We start from the raw sequence: 16,907 nt of genomic DNA, 5'->3' as shown, positions 1-16,907 counted from the left end.
TTTTTTTCATCCGTTCTGCACTGACGTATGCCGCATTTCGTTCGCTGATGCCTGGGGTTAGCGCCTGAGTTTCGCCACGCGCCCGCCTTGCCCAACCGCCGGCCATAGCAGAACAGCGCAATGGGATTCGACGACCCGCTGTTACAATGCCGGCCTTTGCCCAGCCGGATTGCGCCATGACCGATACCGCCCATTTCCCTCTCGCCGCTGTGGTCGGCGCAGACGACCTGAAACTGGCGCTGTGCCTGGCGGCGATTGATCCGGCGATTGGTGGCGTGCTGATCGAAGGCCCGCGCGGCATGGCTAAATCGACCCTGGCCCGTGGCTTGGCCGACCTGCTGGCCAGTGGCACCTTTGTCACCTTGCCCTTGGGCGCGAGTGAGGAGCGCATCGTCGGTACCCTCGATCTGGATGCTGCGCTGGGCGAGGGCCGCGCGCAGTTTTCCCCCGGCCTGTTGGCCAAGGCCAATGGCGGCGTGCTGTATGTCGATGAGGTCAACCTGCTGCCCGATCACCTGGTTGATCTGCTGCTGGATGCCGCCGCCAGTGGGGTCAACCATATCGAGCGCGACGGCATCTCCCATCGGCACGCCGCGCGCTTTATGTTGATCGGCACCATGAACGCGGAAGAAGGCGAGTTGCGCCCGCAACTGCTGGATCGCTTCGGCCTTAACCTGGCTATGGATGCGCAGCCGCAACCGGCGCAGCGTGCCGAAATTGTCCGCCGCCGCCTGGCCTTCGATGCCGACCCGCAGGCCTTTCTGCAGCGCTGGCAGACCCAGCAGGATGAGCTAAGCGAACGCTGCCAGAGCGCCCGTGCGCGGCTGGCGGCAATTCCGCTGGATGACGCTGCATTGGAGCAAATCAGCCAGCGCTGCTTTGCTGCTGCGGTCGATGGTTTGCGCGCCGATCTGGTCTGGCTGCGCGCGGCTCGGGCCCATGCCGCCTGGCGTGGCGTCGAGCAGATTGCGGCCGAGGATATAGACGCAGTCGCGGACTTTGTTCTGCGCCACCGTCGCCGTCACAATCCGCCGCCAGCCGCGCAGCCGCCACACTCTCAGCCCGAATCTCAGGCAAACAACAGCGCGTCCAGCGAACAGCCACAAGCGCCGCAAGGCGAAGGCCAGTGGGGCGAATTACCCGCCCAAGTGCAAAGCGCAGGCGTTCGGCGTGAACCGCCACGCTGGACAAAAAAGCCCTAAGCATCCGCCCGCGCACAGCCTCAGGCGCGGATGCCCGGGCCGCTCCCGGCACACTCGGCAATGGTCGCCACGGTGCCAGTCGCAGTGGTGCGATAGGTGGTATCGACTGGCCGGCGAGCCTGCTTAAAGGGCGTCCGCGTACTCGACAGGATCTCGTATTGCGCCCGCGCAGCGCCAAGCCGGCTGAACTTTGGCTGGTAATCGTCGATGCCTCAGCCTCGACCCGCCGGCATGGCGCGCTAAGCAAAGCCAAGGGCTTGCTCAGTGAAGTGTTCGAGCAGGCACGCCGGCAACGTGCGCGGCTGGCCTTGCTGCACGCCACCGGCCGCCAGGCGCAATGGTTGTGGCAGGGTCAGAAAGCCTCTCAGGCGTTGCAACAATGGCTCGCCGAGCTGGGCGCAGGCGGCGGTACGCCGTTGCTTGCCGCCTTACAGCAGGCCGCCGACTGGCAGGCGCGGCGGCAGCGCTTACACCCAGGCGAAACTCAGCGGTTGTTGATCATCACCGATGGCCGTCTGCGCGACTGGCCGGCGTTAGCGCCAAGTGTCTGCCCGGCGCTGCTGGTGGACATTGAAAGCGCGCCGATCCGCCTCGGCCGCGCCCGCCAACTGGCCGCTGAGCTGGGCGCCGATTACCGACATATCGATTCGCTGCCGCTGTTAGCTGGCAGCCTGGAGACAGCCTTATGAAAACCCTGTTGATAATCGGCATCGGTGCCGGCGACCCGGACTACCTGACCGTGCAGGCGATCAACGCGCTGAACCGCACGGACGTATTCTTCCTGATGGACAAGGGCAACGCCAAGGACAGCCTGATCGGCCTGCGCAAGACCATCTGCGAGCGCTTTATCCAGGGCCGCGACTACCGCTTTGCCAGCGCCGAGTGCCCGGAGCGGGTGCGCGATGTGCCGGACTATCACGGCAGTGTGGTCGACCTGAATCAGGACAAGCAGCAGGTGTTCGAGGGCATGATTCGCGAGCAGATGAGCGATGGCGAAACCGGGGCTTTCCTGGTCTGGGGCGACCCGGCGCTGTACGACAGCACCCTGCGCATCGTCGAACAGATCGTCGCCAACAGCAGTCAGCAGATCGAATACGAAGTCATCCCCGGCATCACCAGCCTGCAAGCCTTGGCGGCCAAGCATAAGGTCTGCTTTAACAGCATCGGCCAGGCCTTCCAGATCACCCCGGCGCGGCGCCTGGCTGAAGGCGGCTTTCCCGAGGGCGTGGACAGCGTACTGGTGATGCTCGACGCCCAGGACACCTATCAGCGCTTTGTCGACCAGCCCATGCATATCTATTGGGGCGCGTATATCGGCACTCCGGACGAAGTGCTGATCGCCGGCCCGCTAAGCGAAGTCGCCGACACCATCCGCATCCGCCGCGCGCAGCTGCGCGAACAGCATGGCTGGATTATGGATAGTTATTTGCTGCGCAAGCTCGGCGCTTAAACCGGCCGATAAACGCGCCGTCTGTCCTGCATACCAGCAACAACTGGCCGGATCACCCTTGAGGCCGTAAAATCCGCGGCCCTTGTTATCTCGCCACGCCTTACAGGGCATGGCTTTTGGGCCATTTATGAAAGTACAACGTCTACGCACCGATGTCCTGGCTGGGCTGACCACCTCGTTCGCCCTGGTGCCCGAGTGCATCGCCTTCGCCCTGGTCGCCCAGCTCAACCCGCTGATGGGGCTCTACGGCGCCTTTATCATCTGCACCCTGACTGCCCTGTTTGGCGGGCGGCCGGGCATGGTGTCTGGTGCTGCCGGATCGATGGCCGTGGTTATCATCGCGCTGGTGGTGCAACACGGCGCGCAGTACCTGCTCGCTACCGTGTTGCTTGGCGGATTGCTGATGATCGCCTTCGGCCTGCTGCGCCTGGGCAAGCTGATCCGCATGGTGCCGCACTCGGTGATGCTCGGCTTCGTCAACGGCCTGGCGATCATCATTGCCCTGGCCCAACTGGAGCATTTCAAGGAGGGTGAGGCCTGGCTCAGCGGCCATGCGCTATATCTGATGCTCGGGCTGGTGGCGCTGACCATGGCCATCGTCTACCTGCTGCCGCGCCTGACCCGCAGCGTGCCGCCAGCGCTGGTGGCGATTCTCGGTGTGGGCCTGGCGGTTTACCTGCTCGGCCTGCCGACCCACACCCTGGGCGATATGGCGCAGATTGCCGGCGGCCTGCCGGAGTTTGCCTTGCCGCAAGTGCCCTGGACCCTGGAAACCCTGCGCATCATCGCCCCCTATGCGATCTTGATGGCCTTGGTCGGCCTGCTGGAAACCCTGCTGACCCTGAACCTGACCGACGAGATCACCGAGAGCCGTGGCTACCCGGACCGTGAGTGCGTGACCCTGGGCGCGGCCAATATGGCCTCCGGGTTGTTCGGCGGCATGGGCGGCTGCGCGATGATCGGGCAGACCGTGATCAACCTCAGCTCCGGCGGGCGTGGCCGCCTTTCTGGCGTGGTGGCCGGGGTGATGATCCTGCTGTTCGTGCTGTTTCTCTCGCCGCTGATCGAGCGTATCCCGCTGGCTGCGTTGGTTGGGGTGATGTTCGTGGTGTCGCAGCAGACCTTCGCCTGGGCCTCGCTGCGGGTGCTGCACAAGGTGCCGCGCAACGATGTGTTGGTGATCATCGCCGTGACCACCATCACCGTGTTCACCGACCTGGCCACCGCCGTGCTCTGCGGCATCATCATCGCCGCGCTCAACTTCGCCTGGCAGCACGCCCGCGAACTCTACGCCGAGAGCCATCTGCAGGCCGACGGCAGCAAACTCTACAGCCTGCACGGCACGCTGTTCTTCGCCTCGACCACGGCCTTTCTCAACCAGTTCGACCCGGCCAATGACCCGGCCGAGGTCACCCTGGACTGTCGGCACCTGAGCTTTGTCGACTACTCGGCCATCGCCGCGCTAAAAACCCTGCGCGAACGCTACAGCAAAGCCGGCAAACACCTGCGCGTACTGCACCTGTCCGAACGCTGCAAGCAACTGCTTAAACGCTCGGGTACGCATCAGGATTGATGCTCGTAGGATGGGTTGAGCGCAGCGATACCCATCGCTGTGCCCTACCCAATATCTATGTCACGTCAAAATCCCTGATGGGTATCGCACGCTCAACCCATCCTACATTTGCTACAGCTGTGGATAACTGCGCGGCGTATACACCCACTCGCCACCCTCGGCGCGCGGGAAGCGGCAGGTTTGGCTGGAGCCGATGATCACCAGGGTGCGCATATCGACCATCTCTGGCGTGAGTTCGCCTAGCGTCAGGCTGCGCAGGGTTTCGCCGGGGCGGCCGATGTCGCGGCCGAGCACCACCAGGGTTTCTGGCGTGCGTTGTTGGCGGATGATCTCCAGCGCACTGCCGAGCTGCCAGGGGCGGGCTTTGGAGATGGGGTTGTAGAAGGCCATCACCAGGTCGGCGGCGGCGGCATGCGCCAGGCGCTTTTCGATAATGGCCCAGGGCTTGAGGTTGTCCGACAGGGAGATCAGGCAGAAGTCATGCCCCAGCGGCGCGCCGGCTTTGGCGGCGGTGGCCAGCGCTGCGGAGACGCCGGGGAATATCTGTAGATCGACGCGCTGCCATTCGGCTTTGGTGGATTCGTGCAGGGCTTCCAGCACGGCGGCGGCCATGGCGAATACACCCGGGTCGCCGGACGACACCACCACCACGCGTCGGCCGCTGGCGGCCAGCTCGAAGGCATGCCTGGCGCGCTGCATTTCTTCACGGTTATCGGTGCAGTGGCGCACCTGCTCCGGGCGCAGCGGGCCGGCCATATTGATATAGGTTTCGTAGCCGAGCAGGTCCTGGGCTTCATCCAGCGCCTGACGCGCGGCGGGCACCATAAATTCAGCGGCACCAGGGCCGAGACCGATTACCGTCAGACGACCACGCGGGCGACCAAGCTGGTTGGCGTCGATGGGTGCAGCGGCCAGCAGCAGGCGCAGGTTGGCGTGCTGGCTGTGTAGCGGCGGCAATTGCGTAGCGTCGTCGATAAAGCGCAGCGGCAGCTTGAGCTGCGTGGCGGCGGCGTGCAGTTCGGTTTTGGCCATCAGTTCCGGCGCGGCCAGCAGGCAGGCCAGGCTGTGCGGCGCCAGGTTGCTGGCATGCAGCGCCTGCTGCAGCTCGTTAAGCAAATCGGCGCTGGCGCGTTCGATCCACACTGCGACTTGTTGCGGGTGAATCAATAGCTCATCAACGTTGGCGGCGCGACTGTGCGGGCTGATATGGATCACCCGGTCAGCGCTGTTATCCACAGGCAGTTTGGCCTGGGTCAGCCAGGGCGCGTCGCCTTCAATACGCACGGCCTGACCGCTGAGCAGGTCGCTGACAAAGCCTTTGCCCTGTTCCAGATCGGCCAATACATAACCGGCTGGCGGCTCCAGCAGGCAGGTACCAAAGCGCAGTTCGCCGCTGGTGGTGATCGCCGCGCTGACCTCTAGGTGTGCCGCAACTTCGCGCGCCATCCGGTTGACCCCGCCCAGCCCGCCGAGCAGCGGCACTACGGCGCTGCCATCTTCGGCCACGGCCAGCACCGGTGGTTCGCGGTCCTTCTCGCCGAGCACGGCAGCCAGACTGCGGATGACGATGCCGGCGGCGCACAGGGCGATGATCGGCGTGCCGTCGCGATATAGCGTGCGCAGGTTGTCGCCGAAGTCTTCATACAGCCGCTCGACATCCGCCACTCGACCGCTCAGGCCGTGAATCTGCGCCTGTGGATAAAGCACCTGGATACGCCGCGCGCAGGGCAGGGCGGAGGGGCCGAGGATGATGATGGCGGGAGCGGCGGTCATAAGGTGTTCCATAGTGGGCGGGGCGCGGTGGGCGGATCAACCGCGCCATTTCTCGCCGGGAATGACGATCATCGAGAAGTACGGCGAGGACATCGCTTCCACCTCGTCCAGCGGCACGATGCGTTGGTTGCCCATGGTCGCGCGCTCAACGTAATGCGCGCGCTGGTCGATGCCCAGCTCCTGCAACACGCGGCGGACTTTCTCGAAGTTGCGCCCGAGCTTCATCACCACGGAGGCTTCGGCATCGCGCAGGCGCTGCTTGAGTTCATCTTCTGGCAGCACGCCGGAGAGCACGCTCAAGCTCTGGTTGCGGTATACCAGCGGGGTGCCGAGCACCGAGGCGCAGCCGAGCATGGAGCACACGCCGGGCACCACTTCCACGTCGTACTGGCCGGCCAAACGGTCGTGCAGATACATGTAGGAGCCGTAGAAGAACGGGTCGCCTTCACAGATCACCGCTACGTCGTGGCCAGCATCCAGTCGTGCAGCGATTTGCACGGCGCAGGTGTCGTAGAAGTCGCTGATCACATCCTCATAGCTTAGCGGCGCGGCGAGCTTTTCTGTGGTCACCGGGTAGACCAGCGGCAGGCGCTGCTGGGAGTCGGTCAGGTGCGCTTCGATAATGCCGAAGGCGTTGCCGCCCTGACCGACGTTGGCTTTGGCCTTGGCCACAAAGTAGCCAATCACCGCTGCCGATTGCAGCAGGCGCAGGGCCTTGAGGGTGATCAGCTCGGGGTCGCCGGGGCCGACGCCGATGCCTAGCAGGCGGCCTTTTTGTACGCTCATCACTCCACCTCCGTGGCCAGGGCGTTGACCGCCGCTACCGCCATGGCGCTACCGCCACGGCGGCCGCGCACGATCACATAGGGCACGCCGCGGCTGTCGGCGGCCAGGGCGTCCTTGGATTCTGCCGCGCCGATAAAGCCCACCGGCATACCGATGATCAACGCCGGTTTTGGCGCGCCGGCATCGAGCATTTCCAGCAGGTAGAACAGTGCGGTGGGGGCGTTGCCGATCACCACCACGCTGCCTTCCAGGTGCTCGCGCCAATGTTCCAAGGCGACGGCCGAACGGGTATTGCCGAGTGCGCGTGCTTGCTCAATCACACCGTCGTTATGCAGGGTGCAGATCACCGGGTTGTTGGCGGCCAGGCGCGGGCGGGTGATGCCTTCGGCGACCATCCGCGCATCGCAGAGAATCGCCGCACCCTTGGCCAGCGCGGCGCGGCCGGCGGCCCCGGCACCGGGGGAGAAGCGCAGGTCCTGCACCACATCGACCATGCCGCAGGCGTGGATGACGCGCACGGCGAGCTTTTCCAGATCGGCCGGGATGTTGCTGAGGTCCGCCTCGGCGCGGATGGTGGCGAAGGACTGGCGGTAGATTTCCTGGCCGTCGCGGATGTACTCAAGCATCGCTGTTTCCTGTTGCGCAGTGGGCGGCGAACCAGTCGCCGGCCTCGTCGATAGTCATGGCGCTGGCCAGCAGCTGGCCGAAACCGGCCACCTCGGACGTGCGTTGATAGAGCTGGTAATGCCCGGCGCTGCTGGCCAGCAAGGTAAAGGGCGCGGTATGCGCGGCGGCGCAGGAGCGCGTGCAGGCGCTGAGATGCACCTGCGGCCGCGCTGTGCTGGCGCGCAGGCGCTTGGCGAGCAGCAAGGCGTCGGCTTTGCTGTCGGCCAGGCCCTTGGCGCAGGCGGCTGAGCCGGTGCAGGCGATCAGATTGCTAAGTGGTTCCTGCGCATCGATCAGCAGGCCCAGTTCGGCCAGTTTGTGCAGCAGGTAGTCTGCCGATTGCTCGGGGATATTTGGTAGCAGCAGACCCTGCCAGGGTGTCAGGCGCAGGCTGGCATCGCCAAATTGCTCGGCCAGATCCGCCAGGGCGTTGAGTTGCGAAGCATCGATTCGGCCCAGACGCGCGCTGGCAGCGACCATGCACAGGCCCGCCTGCTGCTGCGGATAAATGCCGATTGCCGCACCCTGGCTGACGGGTGTGCGCGGCCAATCGGTCGGAGCCGTTTGCACGCTAAAGGGCAGACGCGCTTGCAGCTGTTGCAGCAGCTGGCTGGGCGTCATCACACCGAGCAACTGGCGCATCCGGCTGTGTTCGCTCCCAGCCAGATCGAGGAACAGCCTGAGCAGTTGCTCCACCAGCGGCACGGCTTGCTCAATGTCGACCACACCCAGTGGCTTGTCAGTCGGGCAGCCAGCCAGGCCAAAGGCCAGTCGAGCTGGCGAGCCGGACAGGGCGCTAAGCCAGATATCGTGGGGGTGTTGCAGCATCGTCAGGGCTTCGCCGCCGTCGAGCTGAATGGCGAATTTGGCCGAAAGCGCATGCAGTGCTGGGGTGTTTTGCAGCAGATCGAGCAGCGTGGCGGCCAGCGGCCGGGTGTCGAGCAGGGCATGCGGGTCAAGGCCGGCGGCGGGGCTGAGCAGCAAGTTGCGCACATCATCCGCTGCCGGGTTGCTGGGGCCGAGACCGGCAGCGAGCAGGCGCTCGATCAACTCGGCCTGCTGACCAGCCAACACGCCACGAATCTGCAGATTGCTGCGGTTGGTCAGCTCCAGCACACCGCTGGCGCAGCGTTCGGCCGCCTCGGCGATGGCGCGTGCCTGTTTGCTGCTGAGTACGCCGCCGGCCAGCTTGACCCGACAGATACCACCGTCCAGCGCCTGAACGATACGCAGCAGGCCGGGGCACGCGCTGGGGCGTGGTAGTGACGGATCTATGGTGGTGGAATGGTCGCGCAACGGATTCACCAACAACAAAGACGCGGCGACCGAACCAGCAGAGTTCACCCTGGCACAGGGGAACTCAATGGCATCGGTACACCCCGCCCGATGTTGGCACTCGCGACTAGCGTCGTCGGCAGGTCTCCTGGCTGACAGGTCATCATCTGCCGCGGCCTTCCCAGTTTCCCAGTGGCGCAGTTGCGGCAGACTCGCTGTTTACAGTTGCGGGGGCAGCCACGGTTTAACCGTGTTCCCTCTTAGGCCCGTTAGGGCACCGACGAAGGCTGTATTATGCCCGCTTTGTCTAACGCGCAGACACCCTTGCTCGTCAGGCGGGTACAGAGGAGTGGCTATGACGGCCTGGTTAACCCTGGTTGGGATCGGTGAAGACGGCTACGCCGGCCTGGGTGAGGCGGCGCGCCAGGCGCTGAGCGAGGCGCAGTGCATTGTCGGCGCGGCGCGGCAACTGGCGCTGTTGCCGGCCGCGTTACCGGGGCAGCACGAGCTGTGGCCCAGCCCATTCAGCCTAGAGCCGCTGCTGGCGCGACGCGGTACGCCAGTCTGTGTGCTGGCTAGCGGTGATCCGCTGTTTTATGGGGTTGGCGCGAGCCTGGCGCGGCAGTTGCCGGCTGAAGAGCTGCGGGTGTTCTCGTCGCCTTCGTCAGTGTCCCTGGCCGCCGCCCGCATGGGTTGGCCGCTGCAGGAGGTGACGGTGCTGTCGCTGGTGGCGCGGCCGTTGGCGGCGCTGCAGGCGCAGATTTTCCCCGGCGCGCGGCTGCTGCTGTTGAGCAATGACGGCGACAGCCCGGCGGCGGTGGCCGAATTGCTGCGTGCGCGCGGTTTTGGCCCCAGCCGGCTGACCGTACTGGAACACCTGGGCGGCGCTCAGGAACGGCGCATCGACGGCTTGGCTAGTGACTGGGTGCAGGTGCGGGTGGCTGACCTCAATCTGCTGGCGGTTGACTGTGTGGCGGGCGCCGAGGCGCGTTTGCTGCCGCTGACGCCGGGTTTGCTGGATGACGCTTATCAGCACGACGGCCAGCTGACCAAGCGCGATGTACGCGCGATCACCCTGGCGCGTTTGGCTCCAAAACCCGGCGAACTGCTTTGGGATGTTGGCGCCGGCTGCGGCTCCATCGGCATCGAGTGGATGCGCACACACCCCAGCTGCCTGGCCATCGCCATTGAGGCCGACGCTGGGCGTCAGGCGCATATCCAGCACAACCGCGACGCCCTTGGCGTGCCCGGCCTGCAACTGGTCGCCGGTCGCGCGCCCGAAGCATTGGCTGATTTGGCCGCGCCGGATGCGATTTTTATCGGTGGCGGGGTGACCATTCCCGGCATGCTGGAGCAGTGCTGGGCCAACCTGAAACCGGGCGGTCGGCTGGTGGCTAATGCCGTCACCCTGCAAAGCGAAGCGGCGTTGGTGGCCTGGCGTGAGCAGGTGGGCGGTGAGCTGACCCGCATCAGCGTGGCCCAGGCGCAGCCGCTGGGCGGTTTCGACACCTGGCGCAGCGCCCTGCCGATCACTCTGCTGCAAGTACGCAAGCCGTGAGCCCGCGCATTCTGCTGCTCGGCGGCACCACCGAGGCCTTGCGTTTGGCGCGCCGCCTTGGCCCTGAAAGCATCTACAGCCTGGCGGGTTTGGGCCGGGTGCCGGATGACTTGCCCTGCCAGGTGCGCGTTGGCGGCTTTGGCGGGGCCGAAGGCTTGGCGGCGTTTATCCGCGAGCAGGGCATCGAGTTGCTGCTGGACCTGACTCACCCTTATGCCGCGCAGATCAGCGCCAATGCTGCCCGTGCTGCAGAGCTGAGCGGCGTTGCCTGCTGGGCGCTGCGTCGCCCCGGTTGGCAGGCTGGCGCTGGTGATGATTGGCGTGAGGTGGACGACTGGGCTGAGCTGGTAGCTGCGTTAGAACATTTCCAGCGCCCGCTGTTTACCCTCGGCCGTGAGCCGTTGGAGCACCTGCACGAGATTCCCCTGCACCAGCACTGGACCGTTCGCTGTCTGACGGCGCAACAAGCGGTGCCGCGTGCGGAAATCATCGGCGCGCGCGGGCCGTTCGCGCTGGACGAGGAGCGCGCGCTGTTCGCTCGCCTGGGGACTGATGTGCTGATCAGCAAGAACAGCGGCAGCGCGTCCACCGAGCCGAAGTTACAGGTGGCGCGCGAACTGGGTTTGCCGGTGCTGTTGCTGCGCCGGCCCGAGTTGCCAGCGGTAGAGCGCGAGTTTGCCCAGTTGGAGGACCTGTGGGGTGCGCTTCAGCGGCGCCTGGTTTGAGCCGTCATCGCGGCTAAAGCCCCTCCCACGTCGGGTACACAGCTCCGTTGCTACAACCCGAAATCGCCCGGATGGCCTCTGCGCTATGGCGGACTGCTAGACTGCCGGCCCTTTTGAGGAGGTCGCGATGAACCCCACTCCATACGCCCACGTGTTGTTTATCGGTCCCGGTCTTAGCCGTGGCGCGTCGGCTGAGCGTTTGCAGCAGCGGCTTGCTGCGCTGTTGGGCGAGGCGCACCTGCATGACAGCGAACAGGATCTGCAGCCGTTCTGGCAGGCGCTGGATGAGTTGCCGCGGCCATTACTTGTGGTGGATTTAGAGCCGCGTGCCGATGCTGCCCACCGTGACTGGCTACGTGAGCAGATCGCCGAACGCACTGATGGCGCGTCGGTGTTTGTGGTCTGCACGGCGATGGAAGACGCCTGGCTCGACGGCCTGGCCGCGCTGCTTGAGCGCACGCAACTGCACTTGGCCTGCAGCGATGTAGCCGCCGTGCCGGCGCAGCACGCCTGGTCGCAGATTCCGCCGCACGCCCAGCGCCTACTGCTGTGCAACGGCCCGCGCTGCACGCGTAAGGGCGCGCTGGGCCTGTGGAAAACCCTGCGTCAGCGCCTCAAGGCCGCCGGCAAGCTGGAGTGCGAGGGCGGTGTGCATATCACCCGCAGTCAATGCCAGTTCCCTTGCGACGGGGGGCCGACCGCGAGCCTTTATCCACAGGGCGAGTGGTTCGGTATCCGTGACGAGGCGGCGGTGATCCGCCTGGTCGACGAGCGCCTGGTGGCCGGCCGCGCGGTACCCGAGTTGCGCATCGATCAGGATTGAGTGCGCGGACTTTATCGACGGCTATTTAGTGGCGGCCCAGGCTGCGCCGCTGAGTGAGCTGGCGCGGCTGGAGTGGGCGTTTACCTTGGCGTTTGATGCCATCTACGTTGCGCCCTTGAGCCTGGCGGCCGATGAAACCACGGCGTTGCAGGGCATGATCGAGCAGGGTTGGCGCTTTGCGGAGCTGTGCGGCGAGTTGGCTCATCTGGGCGAGCAGGCGCCGATACAGGCCGTGAGCTGGTTACGCCAGTGGTTGAGCGACGGTTTGCTGCAAGCCGGGGCCGAATAGTTTTCTCGCTGGAAGCGCTATCCTGACAACGGAGTCACCTGAACTAACCTTTTCATTGGTGTGAAAAGAGGAGGTTCCTATGCCTACGTACCTACCGTCTGCGCTGCGTGATCTGCAACTGCCCTTGCGGGTGCGCTTATGGGATGGCCAGCAACTGGATCTAGGTCCGCAGCCGCTAGTCACGCTGGTTGTAAAAGACCCTAAGCTGATGACGCAACTCGCTCATCCAAGCCTTGATCTGCTGGGCGGCGCCTACGTTGAAGGCCGGCTGGCGCTGGAAGGTTCGATCAGCGAGGCCATTGAAGTGTGCGATGCGTTGAGCCAGGCGCTGCTGGGCGATGAGCCTGCTCGGCATAGCGTCAGAGCGGCCCATGACAAGCGCACTGACGCTGAGTCGATTCACTACCACTATGACCTCTCCAACGACTTCTATGCGCTGTGGCTGGACCCTGAAATGGTCTATTCCTGTGCTTACTTCGAAACCGGCGAGGAAACGCTCGAACAGGCGCAAATCGCCAAACTCCGCCACCTGTGCCGTAAGTTACGCTTGCAGCCGGGGGATAAATTGCTGGATGTCGGCTGCGGTTGGGGTGGCCTGGCGCGCTTCGCTGCCCGTGAATACGGGGCGCAAGTATTCGGCATTACCCTTAGCCGTGAACAACTGCACTGGGCGCGCCAGCGGGTAATCGAGCAGGGGCTGGGCGCGAAGGTGACGCTTGAGTTGATGGACTACCGCGACCTGCCGCAGGACGGCCGTTTCGACAAAGTGGTGAGTGTCGGTATGTTCGAGCATGTTGGTCACGCCAATTTGCCGCTGTATTGCCAGCGCCTGTTCGGGGCGGTGAAGCCCGCTGGCTTGGTGATGAACCATGGCATTACGGCCAAATACACCGATGGTCGTCCGGTGGCGCGCGGTGCCGGTGACTTCATCGGGCGCTACGTCTTCCCCAATGGTGAGCTTCCCCACCTGGCCAGCGTGACCTGCTGCCTGAGCGACGCCGGCCTGGAAGTGGTCGACGTGGAAAACCTGCGTCTGCATTACGCGCGCACCTTGGCGTTTTGGAGTACTCGCCTGGAGGCGCAACTGGCGCAGGCGGCGCAGATGGTGCCAGAGCAGGTCTTGCGCATCTGGCGCTTGTATCTGGCGGGTTGTGCCTATGGTTTCAGCCGTGGCTGGATGGCCCTACACCAGGTTCTGGCAGTTAAACCCCGCGCCGATGGCAGCCACGACCTGCCATTGAGCCGTGCTGATCTATACCGTCAGTGAACGCCGCCCGCGCCGGCAGACCTAACCGCTGGCGGTGGCTTTGTTACCATGCCGGCTCTGCCTCATTGCGAGCCGTACATGCCTGCCTTTTTGCTGCGTTACCGCGTTGCCCTGATTGTCTTGCTGATCCTGCTGGGTTTGCTGGCGAGCATCTGGCTGGCCGGGCGTTATGCCGAGCAGCGTGCCTGGCAGGAGCGCAGCCTGGAGGCGCGCGGGCAGTTGCAGCTGTATGCGCAGTCGATCCACACCCTGGTCGAGCGCTTTCGCTCGGTGCCCGAGGTGCTGGCGCTGGACAGCGATATCAAGTCGCTGCTGCGTGCCCCGGATGACCGTTTGCTGCGCCGCAAACTCAACGAGCGTCTGGAGCAGCTCAATAGCGCCGCCGGCTCCAATGTGTTGTATCTGCTCAATACCCAGGGCGAAACGCTGGTGGCCAGTAACTGGCGCGACTGGAGCAGTTTTGTCGGCAACAACTACGCGTTTCGCCCGTATTTTCAGGATGCTGTGCGCCAGTCCTCCGGGCGTTATTTCGCGGTGGGCGTGACCACCGGCATCCCCGGTTATTTCCTTTCCCATGCGGTGCGTAATGAGCAGGGCGTGGTGCTCGGTGTGCTGGTGGTCAAGCTGGAGCTGGAAGAACTGCAGCGCGAATGGGTCAGCCAGCCGGGCGTGTTGCTGGTGGCCGACAGCTACTCGGTGGTGATCCTCAGCAACCGCCCGGCCTGGCGCTTTCTTGCCCTTGATGGGGTGAGCGAGCAAGCCCGCGCCGAGTTGGTGGAAGTGCGCAAATACGCCGAACAGGCGCTGAAGCCGTTAAGCAGTAAGTTGCGCCGGCAGATTGATAGCGATAGCCAATGGCGTTGGGTCGAAGGCCCGGATGGCCCGCGCGATTACCTCTGGCAGCGTCAGGCCCTCGGTGACGAAGGCTGGACCCTGCACCTGCTGCACGAGCCGAAAAGCCTGGTCAACAGTGTGCGCAGCTACCGCCTGGCCGCCGCCGGGGTGTGGATGACCCTGGCCTTTCTGCTGCTCTACCTGGCCCAGCGGCGCAAGAACCAGCGGTTGCAAGCGGGCATCCGTGAGCGCCTGGAGCGTGAGGTGGCGCTGCGCACCGCCGAATTGCGCCAAGCCCAGGAAGGCCTGGTGCATGCGGCGAAGATGGCCGCACTGGGGCAGATGTCCGCGGCCATGGCCCATGAAATCAACCAGCCGCTGACCGCCATGCAGATGCAGCTGGGCAGCTTGCGCCTGCTGCTCGACAGCGGCCGCCAGGACGATGTGCGTGAAGGCTTGCAGCGTATCGATGGCTTGCTGCAACGCATCGCCGGCCTTACCGGCCACCTGAAAACCTTCGCGCGCAAAAGCCCGGCCGGCCTCAGCGAACGGCTGCGCCTGAGTGATGTATTGGAGCAGGCGTTGCAACTGCTGGCGCCGCGCCTGCGCAGCGAGCAAGTACAGCTGCACAGTGAGATCGACACCGATGCGCGGGTGTTAGGTGATGCGATTCGCCTGGAGCAGGTGCTGCTCAATCTGCTCAACAACGCCCTGGATGCCATGGCATCTGTCGAGTCGCGGCAGCTGCATATCCGTATCGAGCAGCGGGACGGGCAGTGCCTGCTGAGCATCGCCGACAGCGGCGGCGGGATTGCCGCGGATGTGCTCGCGCATGTCTTCGAGCCATTCTTCACCACCAAGCCGGTGGGCAGCGGGTTGGGCCTCGGTTTGGCGGTGTCTTACGGCATTGTGCGCGAGCTGGGCGGCAGCCTGGAGGCGGCCAATGGCGAGCAGGGCGCGGTGTTTACCCTGCGCCTGCCGGCTGCGCCCAATGCGCGAGAGCTGGTAAATCGCTAGGGTGGGTTTGCGGCGCGGATAGGTGCTCGTTTAGCGCGCGCAATGCTCGTGCGCCTCGTAACCCACCAGACGATGGCGCGTGTGACGCAGCCGGTGGGTTTGCCGCCCCAGGCCCGGTGCAGAGCCGGGCAATCGCGACAGTCGGCTAACCCACCCTACGGGTTGTATTCAAGTGTGTGGTTTTACGGCGCTCATCCACCCTACACTGCCGCCGATTGATCAGGAGGGGATATGACTGGGCAGGTAATAGTCGTCGATGATGAAGTGGCGATCCGCGAGGCGGTGCAGCAGTGGCTGGAGCTGTCTGGTTTCAGCGTGCACAGCTGTGCGACGGCGCAGGCTGCGTTGGCGTTGGTCGACCGTGATTACCCCGGGATCATCATCAGCGATGTGCGCATGCCCGGCACCGATGGCCTGCAGCTGCTCGACAGCGTGCTGGAGCGCGACCGTGAGCTGCCGGTGATTCTGATCACCGGGCATGGCGACGTGCCGATGGCGGTACAGGCGCTGCGCCAGGGCGCGTACGACTTTATCGAAAAGCCGTTTACCCCGGAGCGTCTGCTCGACAGCGTGCGCCGCGCGTTGGACAAGCGCCGCCTGGTCTGCGAGAACCGCCAGCTGCGCCAGCAGTTTGCCCTCAAGGACCATATTGAGGCGCAGCTACTCGGCGTCTCGCGGCCGATGGAGACCCTGCGTCGGCAGATCCTCGAACTGGCCGGCACCTCGGTGAATATCCTCCTTCGCGGCGACACCGGCAGCGGCAAGGAGCGGGTTGCGCGCTGCCTACATGATTTCAGCAACCGCGCCGGCAAGCCGTTTGTCGCGCTGAACTGCGCGGCGATTCCCGAGCACCTGTTTGAGAGTGAGTTGTTCGGCCATGAAAGCGGCGCGTTTACCGGCGCCCAGGGCAAGCGCATCGGCCGTATCGAACATGCCGACGGCGGCACGCTGTTTCTCGATGAGGTGGAAAGCCTGCCGCTGGCGCAGCAGGTCAAACTGCTGCGCGTGTTGCAGGAAAAAACCCTGGAGCGCCTGGGCTCCAACCGCAGCATCCAGGTCGACCTGCGGGTGATCAGCGCGGTCAAGCCGGACCTGCTCGATGAGGTCAAAGCCGGGCGCTTCCGTGAGGATTTGTACTACCGCCTGAACGTCGCCACCTTGCGTATTCCGCCGCTGCGCGAACGCCGCGAGGACATTCCGTTGCTGTTTGAGCACTTCGCCCATCAGGCTGCGCAACGCCATGGCCGTGAAACCCCGGCCCTGGCACCCGCCGAATTGACCCGCCTGCTCGCGCATGACTGGCCGGGCAACGTACGTGAACTGATCAACGCCGCCGAGCGTCACGCCCTGGGCATCAGTGGCGGGGTAGAGCCTACGGACGCGCTGCCGGTGCAGTCGTTGGCCGAGCAGATGGAAACCTTCGAGGCGCAATGCCTGCACCGTGCCCTGCAGCACTGCCAGGGCAATATCGCCGAGGTCATGGCGCTGCTGCAGCTGCCACGCCGCACCCTCAACGAAAAGATGCAGCGCCATGGCCTGCTGCGCAGCAGCTATCGACCCGCCGGGAGCAGCGACGAGGATTGATAGGCCGTTGCCTGTAGTCAGGATGTAGGGCGGTTGACGCATCCCCCTGAGACATCGTCGGCGGAATTTCGCTTATCCAGGTTTT

Annotated in this window: 15 protein-coding genes and 1 riboswitch; of the genes, 11 read left to right on the top strand and 4 right to left on the bottom strand. The window is 64.7% G+C overall.

Annotated elements, in window-relative coordinates; genetic code table 11:
• Positions 1 to 176 precede the first annotated feature (176 nt).
• The 4 genes from SOP97_RS11365 to SOP97_RS11350 all read left to right on the top strand — a co-directional run bounded on the left by SOP97_RS11365 (position 177) and on the right by SOP97_RS11350 (position 4,225).
• Entirely contained in the window at positions 177 to 1,202 is a 1,026-nt protein-coding gene (locus tag SOP97_RS11365) for an ATP-binding protein (RefSeq protein ID WP_274088540.1), read from the top strand.
• Positions 1,203 to 1,204: 2 nt separating this feature from the next.
• Positions 1,205 to 1,891, top strand: a complete 687-nt coding sequence (locus tag SOP97_RS11360; RefSeq protein ID WP_274088558.1) for a vWA domain-containing protein — start codon at positions 1,205 to 1,207, stop codon at positions 1,889 to 1,891.
• The gene (cobF, locus tag SOP97_RS11355) at positions 1,888 to 2,652 is read left to right on the top strand and encodes a precorrin-6A synthase (deacetylating) (protein ID WP_274088541.1); all 765 of its coding nucleotides are present in this window, start codon (positions 1,888 to 1,890) and stop codon (positions 2,650 to 2,652) included. The genes SOP97_RS11360 and cobF overlap by 4 nt, the downstream gene beginning before the upstream one ends.
• Positions 2,653 to 2,779: 127 nt before the next feature.
• Positions 2,780 to 4,225 carry a SulP family inorganic anion transporter gene (locus tag SOP97_RS11350; protein WP_274088542.1) on the top strand — a complete coding sequence of 482 codons (1,446 nt, stop codon included), beginning with the start codon at positions 2,780 to 2,782 and terminating at the stop codon, positions 4,223 to 4,225.
• 111 nt (positions 4,226 to 4,336) lie between these two features.
• On the opposite strand, the gene cobJ is transcribed toward SOP97_RS11350, so the two are convergent.
• Genes cobJ through cobG form a run of 4 tightly spaced genes read right to left on the bottom strand, consistent with a single transcriptional unit; the run spans position 4,337 to position 8,746 of the window.
• Complete coding sequence (cobJ, locus tag SOP97_RS11345) at positions 4,337 to 5,998, bottom strand: precorrin-3B C(17)-methyltransferase (RefSeq protein WP_322949257.1); 1,662 nt, start codon at positions 5,996 to 5,998, stop codon at positions 4,337 to 4,339.
• A 36-nt stretch (positions 5,999 to 6,034) separates the two neighbouring features.
• Positions 6,035 to 6,787 carry a precorrin-2 C(20)-methyltransferase gene (locus SOP97_RS11340; RefSeq protein ID WP_274088544.1) on the bottom strand — a complete coding sequence of 251 codons (753 nt, stop codon included), beginning with the start codon at positions 6,785 to 6,787 and terminating at the stop codon, positions 6,035 to 6,037.
• Complete coding sequence (locus SOP97_RS11335; RefSeq protein ID WP_274088545.1) at positions 6,784 to 7,410, bottom strand: precorrin-8X methylmutase; 627 nt, start codon at positions 7,408 to 7,410, stop codon at positions 6,784 to 6,786. Before SOP97_RS11335 ends, SOP97_RS11340 begins: the two co-directional genes overlap by 4 nt.
• Positions 7,403 to 8,746, bottom strand: a complete 1,344-nt coding sequence (gene cobG, locus SOP97_RS11330; RefSeq protein ID WP_322949256.1) for a precorrin-3B synthase — start codon at positions 8,744 to 8,746, stop codon at positions 7,403 to 7,405. The genes SOP97_RS11335 and cobG overlap by 8 nt, the downstream gene beginning before the upstream one ends.
• A gap of 100 nt (positions 8,747 to 8,846) precedes the next feature.
• Positions 8,847 to 9,022: riboswitch (cobalamin riboswitch) on the bottom strand.
• Positions 9,023 to 9,080: 58 nt separating this feature from the next.
• On the opposite strand from cobG, the gene cbiE reads away from it, so the two are divergent.
• The 7 genes from cbiE (at position 9,081) to SOP97_RS11295 (ending at position 16,822) form a co-directional block, all read left to right on the top strand.
• Positions 9,081 to 10,283 carry a precorrin-6y C5,15-methyltransferase (decarboxylating) subunit CbiE gene (gene cbiE / locus SOP97_RS11325; RefSeq protein ID WP_274088547.1) on the top strand — a complete coding sequence of 401 codons (1,203 nt, stop codon included), beginning with the start codon at positions 9,081 to 9,083 and terminating at the stop codon, positions 10,281 to 10,283.
• A complete protein-coding gene (locus tag SOP97_RS11320) occupies positions 10,280 to 11,008 on the top strand; it encodes a cobalt-precorrin-6A reductase (RefSeq protein WP_274088548.1) in 729 nt (242 codons plus the stop codon). The genes cbiE and SOP97_RS11320 overlap by 4 nt, the downstream gene beginning before the upstream one ends.
• A 127-nt stretch (positions 11,009 to 11,135) precedes the next feature.
• Complete coding sequence (locus SOP97_RS11315; RefSeq protein WP_274088549.1) at positions 11,136 to 11,831, top strand: (2Fe-2S) ferredoxin domain-containing protein; 696 nt, start codon at positions 11,136 to 11,138, stop codon at positions 11,829 to 11,831.
• A 28-nt stretch (positions 11,832 to 11,859) separates the two neighbouring features.
• Complete coding sequence (locus SOP97_RS11310; protein ID WP_411912052.1) at positions 11,860 to 12,120, top strand: hypothetical protein; 261 nt, start codon at positions 11,860 to 11,862, stop codon at positions 12,118 to 12,120.
• A gap of 79 nt (positions 12,121 to 12,199) precedes the next feature.
• The gene (cfaB, locus tag SOP97_RS11305; RefSeq protein WP_274088550.1) at positions 12,200 to 13,387 is read left to right on the top strand and encodes a C17 cyclopropane fatty acid synthase CfaB; all 1,188 of its coding nucleotides are present in this window, start codon (positions 12,200 to 12,202) and stop codon (positions 13,385 to 13,387) included.
• Positions 13,388 to 13,465: 78 nt separating this feature from the next.
• Positions 13,466 to 15,238, top strand: a complete 1,773-nt coding sequence (locus SOP97_RS11300; RefSeq protein ID WP_274088551.1) for an ATP-binding protein — start codon at positions 13,466 to 13,468, stop codon at positions 15,236 to 15,238.
• Between the two features lie 231 nt (positions 15,239 to 15,469).
• Entirely contained in the window at positions 15,470 to 16,822 is a 1,353-nt protein-coding gene (locus SOP97_RS11295) for a sigma-54-dependent transcriptional regulator (protein WP_274088552.1), read from the top strand.
• Positions 16,823 to 16,907: the final 85 nt, after the last annotated feature.

It is taken from the genome of Pseudomonas spirodelae, assembly GCF_034653255.1.
Lineage (GTDB): Bacteria > Pseudomonadota > Gammaproteobacteria > Pseudomonadales > Pseudomonadaceae > Aquipseudomonas > Aquipseudomonas spirodelae.
This window is presented reverse-complemented; position numbering and strand designations above follow the sequence as displayed.

Excerpts from the sequence above, each read along its gene's own strand:
- SOP97_RS11335 (WP_274088545.1), bottom strand. The coding sequence starts at position 7,410 with ATGCTTGAGTACATCCGCGACGGCCAGGAAATCTACCGCCAGTCCTTC.
- cfaB (WP_274088550.1), top strand. The coding sequence starts at position 12,200 with ATGCCTACGTACCTACCGTCTGCGCTGCGTGATCTGCAACTGCCCTTG.
- cbiE (WP_274088547.1), top strand. The coding sequence starts at position 9,081 with ATGACGGCCTGGTTAACCCTGGTTGGGATCGGTGAAGACGGCTACGCC.
- SOP97_RS11295 (WP_274088552.1), top strand. The coding sequence starts at position 15,470 with ATGACTGGGCAGGTAATAGTCGTCGATGATGAAGTGGCGATCCGCGAG.
- cobF (WP_274088541.1), top strand. The coding sequence starts at position 1,888 with ATGAAAACCCTGTTGATAATCGGCATCGGTGCCGGCGACCCGGACTAC.
- SOP97_RS11315 (WP_274088549.1), top strand. The coding sequence starts at position 11,136 with ATGAACCCCACTCCATACGCCCACGTGTTGTTTATCGGTCCCGGTCTT.
- cobJ (WP_322949257.1), bottom strand. The coding sequence starts at position 5,998 with ATGACCGCCGCTCCCGCCATCATCATCCTCGGCCCCTCCGCCCTGCCC.
- SOP97_RS11365 (WP_274088540.1), top strand. The coding sequence starts at position 177 with ATGACCGATACCGCCCATTTCCCTCTCGCCGCTGTGGTCGGCGCAGAC.
- SOP97_RS11300 (WP_274088551.1), top strand. The coding sequence starts at position 13,466 with ATGCCTGCCTTTTTGCTGCGTTACCGCGTTGCCCTGATTGTCTTGCTG.
- SOP97_RS11350 (WP_274088542.1), top strand. The coding sequence starts at position 2,780 with ATGAAAGTACAACGTCTACGCACCGATGTCCTGGCTGGGCTGACCACC.